Below are 13,167 nucleotides of genomic sequence, written 5' to 3'. Positions count from 1 at the left end.
TTTTTTGGTCTGCCCTTCGTGGTATGCAACGCCTGGCCTGATGGCCGGCACGCGCACCGTCAAAGTGCACCCGGAGTTGTTTCCGGCAAGAGCGCATGACCCCGAAAGCCGGATGTTTCGGAAAGGATCATGCGCCAACCAAAAAAGCGAAATCAAAATGGCCCTGATCAGCCTCAAATCCCTCGGCGTCACCATGAGTGCGCCGCTCTTTTCCAATCTCGACCTCACCATCGCCAACGGCGACCGGCTCGGCATCGTCGCCGCCAACGGCCGCGGCAAGTCGACCTTGCTCAAATGCCTGACCGGCGAACTGGAGCCGACAACCGGCGACATCACCCGCACGCGCGGTCTGCGTGTCGGCCATGTCCAGCAATCCGTAGCCTCTGCCCTGCTTGGCCGCACTTTCCACGAGGTTGTGGCCGAGGCGTTACCGCCCGAACAGGCCGACAGCGAGATGTGGCGCGTCGATGTGGCTCTCGATTCCCTTGACGTGCCCGAGCCGATGCGCGGGCGAAAAATGCAGGCACTGAGCGGCGGCTGGCAGCGGCTGGCGCTGATCGCCCGCGTATGGGTCACCGATCCCGACGTGCTTTTGCTCGACGAGCCGACCAACCATCTCGACCTCGCCAGGATCAGCCAGTTGGAAACCTGGCTCAACGCGCTGCCGCGAGAGATGCCTGTCATCATCGCCAGCCATGACCGCGCCTTCCTCGACGCCACCACCAACCGGACGCTGTTCCTGCGCCCGGAACAGTCGCCGGCGTTTTCCCTTCCCTATTCCCGCGCCAGGGAGGCGCTGGACGAGGTTGACGCGTCGACCGAACGGAAGTTCCAGCGCGACATGAAGGTGGCTCAGCAATTGCGCCGGCAGGCGGCCAAGCTCAACAATATCGGCATCAATTCCGGCAGCGACCTGCTGACGGTCAAGACCAAGCAACTCAACCAGCGCGCGGAAAAATTGGAAGAGGCCGCCTATCCGGCGCACCGCGAGAAATCGGCGGGCGCGATCAAACTCGCCAATCGCGGCACCCACGCCAAGGTGCTGATCACGCTCGACGACGCGGCGGTCGAAACGCCCGACGGCACGCTGCTGTTCAGGACCGGCAAGCGCCACATCTGCCAGGGCGACCGTATCGTGCTGCTCGGCCGCAACGGCGTCGGCAAGTCGCGCTTCGTCACCTTGATCCGCAACGCCATCCTCGAACCGGACACGGTGCGCAATGTGAAGGTGACGCCGTCGACGGTGCTCGGCTTCAGCGACCAGGCACTGTCGGGCATCAGCGGCGATGACACGCCGCTGGCGATGGTCTCGCGCCGTTACGATGTCGGCGAACAGCGCGCCCGCTCGCTGCTCGCCGGCGCCGGCGTGGTCATCGAGATGCAGGAGAAAAAGATCGGTGTGCTGTCGGGCGGCCAGAAGGCACGGCTGATGATGCTGGCGCTCAGGCTCGCGAATCCCAATTTCTATCTGCTCGACGAGCCCACCAACCATCTCGACATAGATGGCCAGGAAGCGCTGGAGGAGGAGTTGCTGAAGCAGCAGGCTAGCTGTCTGCTCGCCTCGCACGACCGCTCCTTCATCCGCGGCATCGGCAACCGCTTCTGGCTGATCGAGAAGGGGAAGCTGACCGAAGTCGAGGATCCGGAAAGCTTCTTCCGCGAGGTGGCTGAGGGAACCGGCTGAGCGGCGGGCGATCGGCATGCCTGTAACTTATTTGCTTACAGGCTCTTAAAGCCGGTGTCCCCGGCAGTGGCCGCTCGACTTGGGAAGCTGTTCGGCGACTGCGCCGCGATCTGGCTTCGGATGCAGGCGGCTTTCGATGCCTGGCACGCCGAGCGTGAGGTCGATGTTTCGGCCATTCCCACGCTCAAGGTCGCATAGGTTCTCCTCGGCTGCGCCTGAACGAGATCTAAACGCCGACAAAAAATTCTCCGGGCAATCTGTCGGATCGCCCGTTGCTGCCTCGTCCTTGGGATGCCGACACGATGATGCCGGCGCCAACCCAAGGGAGAAGTCACCATGTCCGTCCTGTCATCCATCGGTCGCATCGCAACCCGGTATGCCGCCGCGCGCGCCCGTCACCGCAGCGAACGCATCCTGCTGTCGCTGCCGGCCGAACTGCGCAAGGATATCGGCTTTCCGGAAATCTTCGACGCCCGCGACAGCCGCCGCGCCGCAACGTCCTCGGCCAAGGTCATATGACCATGGCCCGCCGCCAGTGCGAAGCCCTCAAAAGCTGGCCTGTCGCCCGATGAACCGGGCCAGCCGAAAAATTTTCAACGTCCTGTAGGATTGCCGTCATCTCATCCGTCCTATGGTCCGCAAGACCAAACAAACGTGAAGAGGAACATGCAATGACCGACCAGACCCCACCCCGGCCAAAAGTGCTTGGCGGATTGACCCCCTATCTTGAGGTCGACGGTGCCATCAAGGCGGCCGAGTTCTACAAGAAGGCTTTCGGGGCCGAGGAAGTCTTTGCCTACCCGGCGGATGAAAAAGGCCGCACCATGCATATCCATCTCTATATCAACGGCTCGACACTGATGCTGGGCGACGCCTATCCGGAACACGGCCATCCGCACCAGGCGGCGCAGGGCTATACGCTGCAGCTCCATCTCGGCAAGGATGATATCGACGCTTGGTGGAAGCGCGCCGTCGACGCCGGCTGCGAGGCCGTCACGCCGCTGCAGGTGATGTTCTGGGGCGACCGCTGGGGCCAGGTGAAGGACCCCTTCGGCGTCGCCTGGGCAATGAACGCACCGACGGAATAGGCTTTAGCGAGCGCGCCCCGTCGCCGAGGGGATGCGCCAAACCGCGCCGGGTCTTTTCCCCGCTGACCCGGCGTTCGAATTCAGCAAAGAGGAGACCACCATGTCGTATGTCGATGGCTTCGTGCTTGCCGTGCCGAAGGCAAATCTCGATGACTATAAAAAGCTCGCCAACCTCGCAGGCCCCATATGGATGGAACACGGCGCGCTCGCCTATGTCGAATGCATCGGCGACGACGTACCCTATGGCGAGCTGACCTCGTTTCCGCGTGCCGTTCAGGCCAAGGACGATGAGATCGTCGTTTTCTCCTGGGCCGTATACAAATCCAGGCAAGATCGCGATGCGGTAATGGCCAAGGTGATGGCCGACCCTCGTCTGCAGCGCGATATGGCCACGATGCCGTTCGACGGCAAGCGCATGATCTTCGGCGGCTTCCAGCCCTTCCTGGAACTTTGAGACAGCTCGACCCCGGGGTCCGGAACCGAGCGTACATTTGAATACGTGAGTACCGGAAGCGCGGGAAACCGCCGTTCGCAGGCCGGCCTTACCGCGATATTGGCCTATCCGAGCTTATCCAGCAGTGGTTTCAGCCGGTCGCCATAGCGCTTCCACAGATCGACCGATCCCTGGTACATGGGCTGGCGCACCTGCGCGGCCGACGCCGTGCGCACCGGCCTGTCGGTCTGGTGGAACGACAGCACGGCATCGTGCCATGGCAGGCCGAGATAGTCGATCAGCGCCCGGCTCTGCCCATCCTGGTCGGCGACGAAATCCTCGTAGCGCACATCGTGCACGACGCCGGGCAGCACCTTGTGCCAATGCGCCATGATGTCGGTGTAGAGATTGTGGAAATCGGCGAGCTCACCGAGGTCATAGCCATAGCGGTGGCTGTCGCCGCGGAAATGCACCTTGTAGATCGACAGGCATGTCGCCGCCGCATCGCGGGCGCAATGGATGATCCTGGCCTTCGGCAGCATCATGTGGATGAAGCCGACAAGCAGGAAGTTGCCCGGCATCTTGTCGGTGACGTGGCGCATATGCGGATAGCGGGCATGCAGCATGTCCAGATAGGCCTGCCCCGCCTCGGCGAAATCCCTATCGTCCGTGTCGGCCACGCCCCACGGGAAGCCGCCCGGCATGTTCGACGGGAACTGCTTGCCGACCGCCGTCTTCAGGATGCTGAGCTCGCCCGCGCCAAAGACCTGGGGGTGACTGGCGATGATCTGTTCGACCAGCGTCGTACCCGAACGCGGCATGCCGACGACGAAGATCGGCGCGTCGTCGGCAATCGGGCTCGGCCTGTGCTTTTCGAAGAAGCCGGCATCGAACACTGTCTTCATTGCCTCGAACTCGGCGCGCGTCTTCACCGGGTCGTAGTCGATGCCCTTGCGGCGGATGGCATTGCCCTCGGCGAAATAGCCGAAGGCTCTGTCATAGTCCTTGAGATCGTCATTGGCCTTGCCGAGGCCAAACGACAGCTGCATGCGTGCCAGGCTGTCCTGAGGCGCCTTGGCGTGCTGCGCCTCCATGCCGGCCATTTCAACATCGCGCTCCTTCTGGCGCTTGACTTGCGTCAGCATCAGCCACGCGCGGGCCATGCCGGGCTGGATCGCCACCGCCTGCCGGAACAGGTCGGTCGCCTCGTCGAGCTTGCCCTTTTCCATCAGCCCGACACCCAGTCCGTGCAGCAGGTCGGCATCCCTAGGCCGGATGGTCAGTGCCTCCTGGAAGACAGCCAGCGCCTCGTCGAGGCGTCCGGCTTCCTGCAGGGTTTCGGCAAGCCCGATACGGGCGCGCACGTGGAATGGATTGCGCTGCACCGTGCCGCGATAGATGTCCTCGGCCTCGTCGAACCGGCCGATCTGCTTCAGCGATGAGCCGAGATTGTCGCGCGCCGCGAGCTGCTCCGGCCGCAGGTCCACCGCGCCGCGGAAGAAATCGATCGCCGCCGCGACACGGCCCAGATCGCGCATCACCGTGCCGAGATTGTTGAGGAAGTCGGGATTGGTCGGCTGCAGCTGAACCGACTGTTCGAGGAAATCCATGCCTTCTTCGCTGCGCCCAGTCTGGTGCAGCAGCAACCCCAGGAAATGCGCCGCGGCCGCGTGTTTGGGCTGACGCGTCAGCACCTGGCGGTAGATCGCCTCGGCTTCCTGCCGGCGCCCAGCCTGGTGCATTTGCAATGCCTGCTGCACATACTGGTCGAGGCCCAGCGGCGGCTGTCCTCCCCCGCCAGACTTAGCCGTGCCAGGCTTGGTTCCCGCACCCGCCGCTCTTCTCTGATCTCTGTTGATGGGACACCTACCGTGTTCGTGCGCCTGCCGCGATCTAGGCCATCGGCGTTACAGGTTCAAGGCTTTGCTTGATTCTGCGCCTCACGTCGCGGCGAAAGCGATCAAATCAGGCGATTGGTCTCGGCAACCTGCCTGGCCCGCCTCACAGTTCCATCGGTATCGGAGATCGTTCGCCTTGCCGCCTCGTCGCTTCTGATGGTCAGCCGCGCCGACTGGACGGCCATCGGCTTTCCGGCAGCGCCAATGGCGTACGTGGCGATTGGCCTGACGATCGGATTGATCGCCACGCTCTTCCCTTTCGAAGTTCTGACTGAATCCATGGCTTTATCCCTTTCAGAAAAAATAAAAGTATAGACGCCGAGGAAAAACTCGGCACGCCTCCAAGAAATTTTCGAAGATATCTGCAGCCATAGCAGATTTATTCCAAAAATTATATCCATCTATTTTTCTGATCGAAGCGAGGAGTTCGGATCTTATTCTTGAATAGAGCGCCGAATTGAGCTACATAGGAAATATGGTTTGGGCCACATTTGTCATCTCGCGGTGTCGGAGGTTCTCGATCCGCCAATCTCATTCCAATTGTTAGTACCGGATGCGCGTGGATTACAGTCGTCGTGTCCCCGCCTTTTTTGCGCTCAGGGCGCTGTTCACGTGACGCCGCGAGGCGGGATATCAAGGCCAGGACAATGCCGGACCGCACCACCCGTTCCATCGCCCATTTCACCGCGCCATTCGTGCTCGGTGGCCTGGAAGGACAACTGCCGGCCGGCGACTACGACATCGATCACGACGAGGAGTTGATCGAGGGCATGTCGCGGCTTGCCTGGCGCCGCGTCGCCACCTTCATCCACCTGCCGGCAAAGGCGGTGAACAACCCGCTCACCAGCCAGCTTGTCGCCATCGACCACCTGGACCTCGAAACCGCGCTGGTGCGCGACCGGGAGAATGCAGCATGATCCGTTTTCAACAGAATGCGCGACCGCGCACCGATACCCCCTCGCATCTCTTCGCCATCGGTCAGACCGTGCGGATGAAAAGCAGGACCGGCTTGGTCAACAAGACCGTGGAACTGTTCGAGATCAAGAGCAGGCTGCCGGTCAAGGACGGTTCCCCGCAATATCGCATCCGCAGCGACCAAGAGACCCACGAGCGGGTCACCACGGAAGACAATCTCGAATGGCCGACAATCCGGCCAGCTGAGCGGAGGCCAGCCGACACGCCGCGCAACCGCAAACGCCTCGCGGCGTTGAGCCTGCACACCCAGATGCAGGAGTTTCGCGATGTCCCTCACCGCCTTTGCCCTCAACTGTTCGCTGAAAGCTTCCGGCGACAAGGAAAAATCGTCCACCGACAAGATCATCGCCGATCTGCTGGCGGCGCTCAAGCCGCATGGCGTGGAAGGCAAGGTCGTGCGCGCGCTCGATCATGACATCAAGCCCGGCGTGCTCTCCGACATGGGCAAAGGCGACGACTGGCCCGGCCTGCGCGAAAAGATCCTCGCCGCAGATATCTTCATTCTCGGCTTGCCGATCTGGTTGGGCCAGCCATCGAGCGTCGCCAAGCGCGTCTTGGAGCGGATGGACGCCTTTCTCGAGGAGACCGACGACAAGGGCCGCATGCCGGCCGCCGGCAAGGTGGCCCTGGTGGCGATCGTCGGCAACGAGGACGGCGCGCATCACTGCCACGCGGAGTGCTTCCAGGCGCTGAACGATGTCGGCTTCACCATCCCCGCCAATGGCGGCGTCTACTGGGTCGGTGAAGCCATGCAAGACGTCAATTACGTCGACCTGCCGAAAAACCCCGACAAGGTTACCGAGGCCATCGAAATGGCGGCCTCAAACGCTGCTCATCTGGCCGGCCTGCTCAAGAGCAGAGCTTATATTGGCGTGGAAAAATAATGAGCCGCCTTGCCTTCCCCCCTCGCGGGAGAGGGCAGAATCTCAGCACGGCCCCTCGCCGACGACGCGATAGTCCGAGGCACGCGCCTCGCAGGCATTGGGAATGGTGCGCATCTCGCCATGCCGGCGGGCGCACACCGGCGCGTATTCACGGTTGCAGAACGTCTGCTCGCCATCACCGCCGCCGCCACCGCGACAGGACCCGTCACGCACGACGCGGTAACCCGCCCGATCGGCCAGACAGGCATTGGCGAAGGTCTGGCGATCTCCGCCGCGCCGGGCTGCAGATCGGTTCGTATTTGGTGCAGAATTGCGGTTCAGGGCGGCGGAGGCGGTCGCGGCCCAGGTCCGTCCATCGACGACCACCGTGCAGGCGGCAAGAATTGCCTACAGGAAAAGGATGGCAAAAACCTGCCGTGAAAAGATCGCCGCAAGAACCTCAAGATCGTCTCTCACTTGATCCGCGTACCGGTCCGTACCACCCAAGCCCGCGTGGCGGTACGTTGGTAATTATATCGACCAAAACAAGATTTAGATCAGTCGCCCACGGCGTGACCCTCGTCATTCCACTGCCAATTGCAACCCTTGTTTGCGGCTTCTGTAGGAGAACGACACCCGAACCGGTAGGCCTCGGCCGCATCGCCGGCAATCGTCGTATCTGGCCCATCCATGACCGGCGCTGTGGGCCGATGACCCCTCCGCCAACGAAGCCTATTTGCGGCCGGTCGCCGCTTTGATCGGCCGATTTTTGCGTCGGGATGCGCCAAGGGCGGCGACCCGCGGCGCTATCTTGCAACCTTCACGTTTCCGTGCGATAAATTCTGTGTTCGGGCATTTGCGACCCGGAGAGCGGAACGTTTTGGACGACCTTTCCCCGATACTGTGAATCTCTGACGGCCCCGTTTTTCGGCGGGGGGTTTGACCATGCGCCAATGCATGACTGCCGAAAGCAACCACCAGGAACTGCCCTCGACGCCAGGTGGCGGGCAGGACCACCAAGACTGAACGGGTGAAGGAGTTTCCCCAATGGCCCAGACCGGCACCGTTAAATTCTTCAATGCGACCAAAGGCTTCGGTTTCATCACGCCCGACGGCGGCGCCAAGGACGTGTTCGTCCACATTTCAGCGATCGAGGCTTCGGGCCTGCGCACGCTCGTCGATGGCCAGAAGGTCACTTTCGACGTCGAGCCGGACCGCATGGGCAAGGGCCCGAAGGCGGTCAACCTGCGCGCAGCCTGAGCGATCGGCGCGCACATCCCAGGCGGATGGGCCAACGAGGAGCTTGACCAGGACCTGGGCAGGCAGACGGATTTTTGAAAGGCGCGGCGGTTTTCGCCGCGCCTTTTGCATGTCCGCCGCGCAGCATAGACTCATCTCATCCGGAAGTTCATCCCAGGTCCGGGCCAATGACGCGCATCATAACAAGCACTTAAAGCGACGTGCTTTAAGTGCCTGCAAAACTTTCTCTTGCCGATAGCGCTAAAATAAAGGACAAATTTCCATTCGGGCATTTGCCGGCCCGAGACTGGAATTTATGGGATCAAAGGAGCTTCCCATGCCGCAGACCGGCACCGTCAAATTCTTCAACCATGCCAAAGGCTTCGGCTTCATCACACCGGATGATGGCGCGAAGGATGTCTTCGTCCATATTTCGGCCGTGCAGGCGTCGGGTCTCCCCGGTCTCGAAGATGGGCAGAAAGTGACATTCGACACCGAGCCGGACAAGCGCGGCAAGGGACCCAAGGCCGTCAACCTGTCGGTCGGCTGAGCCGGCTTCGGACCGGCTCCGGCAGTCAGGTCCGCGCCGAAGGTGCGGTTTTGAGGGCGTCAAAGAATGCGTGCGGCCAAATTTTCGTTCAGCCCCCGTTCAGCCACGGTCCCATATTAGTCATCGGTAAAGCCGGACTGCATCCCCTGCAAGAAACTGCACGGTCCGGTACGAAGGAGACCAAGATGAACCGCATTTTCAAGACAGCCGTGCTGTCCGCAGCCGTGGTCGCCACCACGCTGGGGACCTTTTCGGCGGCCAATGCCGATGACTGGCGCCGTTGGCACCATCACGGCCATGGCCATGGCAATGGCGACGCTGTAGCAGCCGGCGTTCTCGGCCTTGCCGCCGGCGCATTGATCGGTGGCGCATTGGCCAATGACAGGCCACCACCCGATTCCGACCGCTATTACGATGACGGTTACTACGATCGTGAGGTGCGGGTGCGCCCTGCCCCGGTCCGCCGCTACTACGCGGAACCGCAGGTGGTCTATGCCGACCGTTACGCCGAGCCGTGGACGCGCGGCTGGTACGAGTACTGCTCGGACCGCTACCGCACCTTCAATTCCCGTACCGGCACCTTCACCGGCAGCGATGGTGAACAGCATTTCTGCACCGCCAACTGAGCTTCCCTGCCCCAAACAAAAAAGCGCTGACCGCAAGGCCAGCGCTTTTTTGTTGTGAGCTAGTTGGGCTTCCGGCAGCGGTCCCTGTCTCATTCAGGTCAAAAACGGATTGGTTCGCCGTTCCTCGCCAAAACGCCCGCCGGGGCCATGGCCGCAGATGAACCCGATGTCGTCGCCGAGCGGCAACAGCTTGTCCTTGATCGAGGCGATGAGGGCCGCATGGTCGCCGCCCGGCAGATCGGTGCGGCCGACCGAACCGCGAAACAAAACGTCGCCGACATGGGCGAATTTGGCGGCGCGGTTATAATAGACGACATGGCCCGGCGCGTGGCCGGGGCAATGCAGCACCTCGAACACATGGCCGCCGAACGACACCGTCTCGCCCTCGGTGAGGAACCGGTCGGGCACGCAGTTTCGCACACCGCCGATGCCGTAGCGCCTGCCCTGGTTTTCCAGATTGTCGAGCAGCATCTTGTCGGCTTCATGCGGGCCGATGATCTCGACGCCGAGTGCTTCCTTCAGTTCCATGGCGCCGCCGGCATGATCGATATGGCCGTGCGTGATCCAGATCGCCTCCGCCGTGATCGCGTTGTCCTTCAACGTTGCCAGCACCTTGTCGATGTCGCCACCCGGATCCACGACGACGCCATGCTTGTCGTCCATGTCGAACAGGATGGTGCAGTTCTGCTGGAACGGTGTGACCGGCACGATGCCGGCATTGAGCTGACCCATGATCGTCCTTTCGCTGTGTCAGCGATCATGTAGAGGCATCGGTCAAAACCGTCCACAGCCGAAGGCCAAACAGTGCGTCTCCAAAAGAATGGGCGGCCGAAGCCGCCCATTCTGCGAAGCCCGAGATCGGCGGGCTTATTTCTTCATGGCGCCCATGACCGCGCCGAGAATGCCGGTCAGGATCGCGCCACCGCCGGCGCCACCGAGGATGTTCTGCAGGTTGAGCGCGCTGCCCAGGCCGCTGGTCGCCGCCGCGGCCGCGTCAGGACTGATCGTACCGCCGCCAAGCAGGCTGCCGAGGATCGCCGCGCCGCCGACACCGCCGATGGCTCCGCCCAGGATCTTGGTAAGCTGGCCCATTGCCGCCGTCTTGATCGCCACACTGACCGCCTGACCACCAATAATGCCTGTAATAATCTGAATAATGATCGGAAGAAGCGTGTTCATGTCCATATGATTAGTCCCTCCATAGCTGCCAGCCTCCCGGGCCGACACCATGATGAGACGCCGAATTGGATGAAAGTCAAATGCAGAAACGCTGAAATAAAAGGGGCGGCCCGAAAACCGCCCCTGCTTGCACGAAAAGCTGTGACTATCGTTATTCTGCGGCGATAGCATGCTTGGGTTGAACGGCGATAGAATAGTCGTTCATGAGATTCTTGGCGATCTCGCCGACTTCGAATCGGTAAGGGCCGATCTCCGAAACCGGAGTTACTTCCGCTGCCGTTCCGGTCAGGAAGCACTGCTCGAACCCTTCCAATTCTTCCGGCAGGATGGCGCGTTCGATGATCTCCAGGCCGCGATCCCTGGCGAGACCGATGACCGTGCGGCGGGTAATGCCGTCGAGGAAGCAATCGGGCTTGGGAGTGTGGATCTTGCCGTCCTTGACGAAAAAGATGTTGGCGCCGGTTGCTTCGGCGACCTGGCCCCGCCAGTCGAGCATCATGGCGTCGGCAAAGCCCTTGGCCTCGGCGGCATGCTTGGACATGGTGCAGATCATGTAGAGGCCGGCGGCCTTAGACCGCGACGGCGCCGTGCGCGGATCGGGCCGGCGCCATTCCGCCACATCGAGACGGATGCCCTTCAGCTTCTGCGCCGGGTCGAAATAGCTCGGCCATTGCCAGATGGCGATGGCGACGTTGATGCGGTTGTTTTGCGCCGAAACACCCATCTGCTCGCTGCCGCGCCAGGCGATCGGCCTGACATAGGCGTCCTGGAAGCCCTGCTTCTTCAGGAGCGTGGTCGACGCGTCGTTGAGCTCGGCCACCGAATAGGGAATCTTGAAGCCGAGCAGGCGCGCCGATTCATGCAGGCGTTCCGTATGCTCGTTGAGCTTGAAGATCTCGCCGCCATAGGCGCGCTCACCCTCGAAGACCGCGCTGGCGTAATGCAGGCCGTGGGTCAGCACATGAATCTTGGCGTCCCCCCACGGGACGATCTCGCCATTCATCCAGATGAAGCCGTCCAGTTGATCGAAGGGAACGGATGCCATGGTAACCTCCCGCGGGTCGCGACCCGCATATCCTAGTGTCGTTGCGTGTTCTTTTTTGGCAGCGCCATGTGGTTGGAGACGCCGGCCGGTGTCTGGAAGCGTAAGCGGATATTCGCGCCCTGGCAAACTCAGGAAGTTCCGGAAAAACCGGCCTGCCTCGCCTTTTCGTTCGCAATCCGCTCAAAAGCTTGTCAAAAATTACCATTGCAGGGAAATTACGTCAATAGTACTGACATAATCTCCCGTTCCCATGGAGAAATGATGACGGATAAAAGCCCAGCTGCCGGAAAACCGATCAGGACCGCGATCACCAGCGAGGACGGCATCGACTTCGCCCTCATCGAACTCTTCTTCTTCGCCTATCGCGACTTCACCTCCGATCCCGATCAGATCCTGGCCGACTACGGCTTCGGCCGCGCCCACCACCGCGTGCTGCACTTCGTCAACCGCCGGCCGGGCCTGACCGTCGCCGAACTGCTCGACGTGCTGAAGATAACCAAGCAGAGCCTGGCGCGTGTGCTGAAGCAATTGATCGACACCGATCACGTCGTGCAATTGCAAGGCCCGCGCGACCGTCGCCAGCGCGAACTCTATCCGACGGCCAAGGGCCGGGCGCTGGCGCTGGCGCTGGCGCGGCCACAGTCACGCCGCATCCGTGCTGCATTGGAAGATTCCGGCGCCACCGAACGGACCTTGGTGGAACGCTTCCTCGAAGCGATGGTCAATCCGGAACTGAGAGCTCAGATCGACGTTGGGTCCGCAAAAATGTCAGGGAAAAGCCATGGAGAGCACTGAGAGGGTCGACACCGCGGCCGCACCGGATGACGACGCACCGCATCTGCTCGTGGTCGACGACGACACCCGCATTCGCAATCTTCTGAAGCAGTATCTGACCGAAAACGGCTTTCGCGTCACCGTCGCCGGCAATGCCGGCGAGGCCCGCCGCAAGCTCGCCGGCCTCGATTTCGACCTGCTCGTGCTCGACGTGATGATGCCGGGAGAAAGCGGCGTCGATCTCACCAAGGCTCTGCGCGCCGAGAAGAACGTGCCGATCCTGATGCTGACGGCCTTGTCGGAAACCGACAGCCGCATCTCGGGGCTCGAAGCCGGCGCCGACGACTACCTGCCAAAACCCTTCGACCCGCGCGAGCTGATCCTGCGTATCAACAACATCCTGCGCCGGGGCGGCCCGGCGGCGACGCCCAAGGTCGAGCAGCTGGTGTTCGGCCCCTACACCTTCCAGATCGCCAGGCGCGAACTGAAGCGCGGCGGCGAGGCGCTGAAGCTGACCGACCGCGAACAGGAGATCCTGGCGATCTTCGCAGCGCGCGCCGGCGAAACCATCCCCCGCCACGAACTGGTCGGCGATGATTCGGAAGTCGGCGAGCGCACCATCGACGTCCAGATCAACCGGCTGCGCCGCAAGATCGAGCGCGATCCGTCCAATCCAGTCTGGCTGCAGACCGTGCGCGGTATTGGGTATCGGCTCAGCGTGGAATAGCTAGTTCTACAGCGAGAACCGGCAACGGAGTTGACCCAGGTATTCGTCCTGCTTACTCGATGCCGGCGAGCCACCGCACCATGTTC

General features: G+C 61.9%; 16 protein-coding genes and 2 pseudogenes. 12 read left to right on the top strand and 6 right to left on the bottom strand.

The window, feature by feature from the left end:
• Positions 1-157 precede the first annotated feature (157 nt).
• The 5 genes and pseudogenes from X739_RS155715 (at position 158) to X739_RS155730 (ending at position 3,226) form a co-directional block, all read left to right on the top strand.
• Positions 158-1,684, top strand: coding sequence for an ABC-F family ATP-binding cassette domain-containing protein (locus tag X739_RS155715; protein ID WP_023794127.1), 1,527 nt, complete (start codon positions 158-160; stop codon positions 1,682-1,684).
• 48 nt (positions 1,685-1,732) lie between these two features.
• Positions 1,733-1,882: pseudogene (locus X739_RS1000000169215) on the top strand (addiction module antidote protein, HigA family); the annotation flags it as partial.
• Between the two features lie 138 nt (positions 1,883-2,020).
• Positions 2,021-2,203, top strand: a complete 183-nt coding sequence (locus X739_RS155720; protein ID WP_023770253.1) for a hypothetical protein — start codon at positions 2,021-2,023, stop codon at positions 2,201-2,203.
• 152 nt (positions 2,204-2,355) lie between these two features.
• Positions 2,356-2,772: a glyoxalase/bleomycin resistance/extradiol dioxygenase family protein gene (locus X739_RS155725; RefSeq protein WP_023770254.1), complete on the top strand. Its 417-nt coding sequence runs from the start codon at positions 2,356-2,358 to the stop codon at positions 2,770-2,772.
• 100 nt (positions 2,773-2,872) lie between these two features.
• Positions 2,873-3,226, top strand: a complete 354-nt coding sequence (locus tag X739_RS155730; protein WP_023770255.1) for a DUF1428 domain-containing protein — start codon at positions 2,873-2,875, stop codon at positions 3,224-3,226.
• A 104-nt stretch (positions 3,227-3,330) separates the two neighbouring features.
• On the opposite strand, the gene X739_RS155735 is transcribed toward X739_RS155730, so the two are convergent.
• Together X739_RS155735 and X739_RS1000000170340 are read right to left on the bottom strand one after the other, a co-directional pair.
• The gene (locus tag X739_RS155735) at positions 3,331-4,947 is read right to left on the bottom strand and encodes a sulfotransferase (protein ID WP_245273809.1); all 1,617 of its coding nucleotides are present in this window, start codon (positions 4,945-4,947) and stop codon (positions 3,331-3,333) included.
• 218 nt (positions 4,948-5,165) lie between these two features.
• Positions 5,166-5,504 (bottom strand): hypothetical protein, encoded by a 339-nt coding sequence (locus X739_RS1000000170340; protein WP_245273808.1) that lies wholly within the window; start codon positions 5,502-5,504, stop codon positions 5,166-5,168.
• Between the two features lie 246 nt (positions 5,505-5,750).
• On the opposite strand from X739_RS1000000170340, the gene X739_RS155745 reads away from it, so the two are divergent.
• Positions 5,751-6,020, top strand: a complete 270-nt coding sequence (locus tag X739_RS155745; RefSeq protein ID WP_023770258.1) for a hypothetical protein — start codon at positions 5,751-5,753, stop codon at positions 6,018-6,020.
• A gap of 324 nt (positions 6,021-6,344) precedes the next feature.
• Complete coding sequence (locus tag X739_RS155750) at positions 6,345-6,962, top strand: NAD(P)H-dependent oxidoreductase (protein WP_023770259.1); 618 nt, start codon at positions 6,345-6,347, stop codon at positions 6,960-6,962.
• 42 nt (positions 6,963-7,004) lie between these two features.
• Here the strand turns inward: X739_RS155750 and X739_RS01000000165950 are convergent.
• Positions 7,005-7,346, bottom strand: a pseudogene (locus X739_RS01000000165950) (Kazal-type serine protease inhibitor domain-containing protein).
• A gap of 642 nt (positions 7,347-7,988) precedes the next feature.
• Here X739_RS01000000165950 and X739_RS155755 point away from each other — a divergent pair.
• From X739_RS155755 to X739_RS155765, 3 genes are all read left to right on the top strand, one after another.
• The gene (locus X739_RS155755; RefSeq protein ID WP_006202520.1) at positions 7,989-8,201 is read left to right on the top strand and encodes a cold-shock protein; all 213 of its coding nucleotides are present in this window, start codon (positions 7,989-7,991) and stop codon (positions 8,199-8,201) included.
• Between the two features lie 316 nt (positions 8,202-8,517).
• Positions 8,518-8,730, top strand: a complete 213-nt coding sequence (locus X739_RS155760) for a cold-shock protein (protein WP_008877668.1) — start codon at positions 8,518-8,520, stop codon at positions 8,728-8,730.
• Positions 8,731-8,915: 185 nt separating this feature from the next.
• Positions 8,916-9,356 (top strand): BA14K family protein, encoded by a 441-nt coding sequence (locus X739_RS155765; protein ID WP_023770260.1) that lies wholly within the window; start codon positions 8,916-8,918, stop codon positions 9,354-9,356.
• 93 nt (positions 9,357-9,449) lie between these two features.
• Here X739_RS155765 and X739_RS155770 read toward each other — a convergent pair whose 3' ends face one another.
• The 3 genes from X739_RS155770 to X739_RS155780 all read right to left on the bottom strand — a co-directional run bounded on the left by X739_RS155770 (position 9,450) and on the right by X739_RS155780 (position 11,580).
• Positions 9,450-10,088, bottom strand: a complete 639-nt coding sequence (locus X739_RS155770; RefSeq protein WP_023770261.1) for an MBL fold metallo-hydrolase — start codon at positions 10,086-10,088, stop codon at positions 9,450-9,452.
• Between the two features lie 135 nt (positions 10,089-10,223).
• Positions 10,224-10,541 (bottom strand): hypothetical protein, encoded by a 318-nt coding sequence (locus tag X739_RS155775; RefSeq protein ID WP_023770262.1) that lies wholly within the window; start codon positions 10,539-10,541, stop codon positions 10,224-10,226.
• A gap of 145 nt (positions 10,542-10,686) precedes the next feature.
• The gene (locus X739_RS155780; RefSeq protein WP_023781444.1) at positions 10,687-11,580 is read right to left on the bottom strand and encodes a branched-chain amino acid aminotransferase; all 894 of its coding nucleotides are present in this window, start codon (positions 11,578-11,580) and stop codon (positions 10,687-10,689) included.
• A gap of 261 nt (positions 11,581-11,841) precedes the next feature.
• Here X739_RS155780 and X739_RS155785 point away from each other — a divergent pair, with 261 nt between their 5' ends.
• Positions 11,842-12,375 (top strand): MarR family transcriptional regulator, encoded by a 534-nt coding sequence (locus X739_RS155785; protein ID WP_023770264.1) that lies wholly within the window; start codon positions 11,842-11,844, stop codon positions 12,373-12,375.
• Entirely contained in the window at positions 12,362-13,081 is a 720-nt protein-coding gene (locus X739_RS155790) for a response regulator transcription factor (RefSeq protein ID WP_023770265.1), read from the top strand. Before X739_RS155785 ends, X739_RS155790 begins: the two co-directional genes overlap by 14 nt.
• The last annotated feature ends 86 nt before the right edge of the window (positions 13,082-13,167 follow it).

It is taken from the genome of Mesorhizobium sp. LNHC209A00 (genome assembly GCF_000502915.1).
In the GTDB taxonomy this organism is placed as follows: Bacteria; Pseudomonadota; Alphaproteobacteria; order Rhizobiales; family Rhizobiaceae; genus Mesorhizobium.
This window is presented reverse-complemented; position numbering and strand designations above follow the sequence as displayed.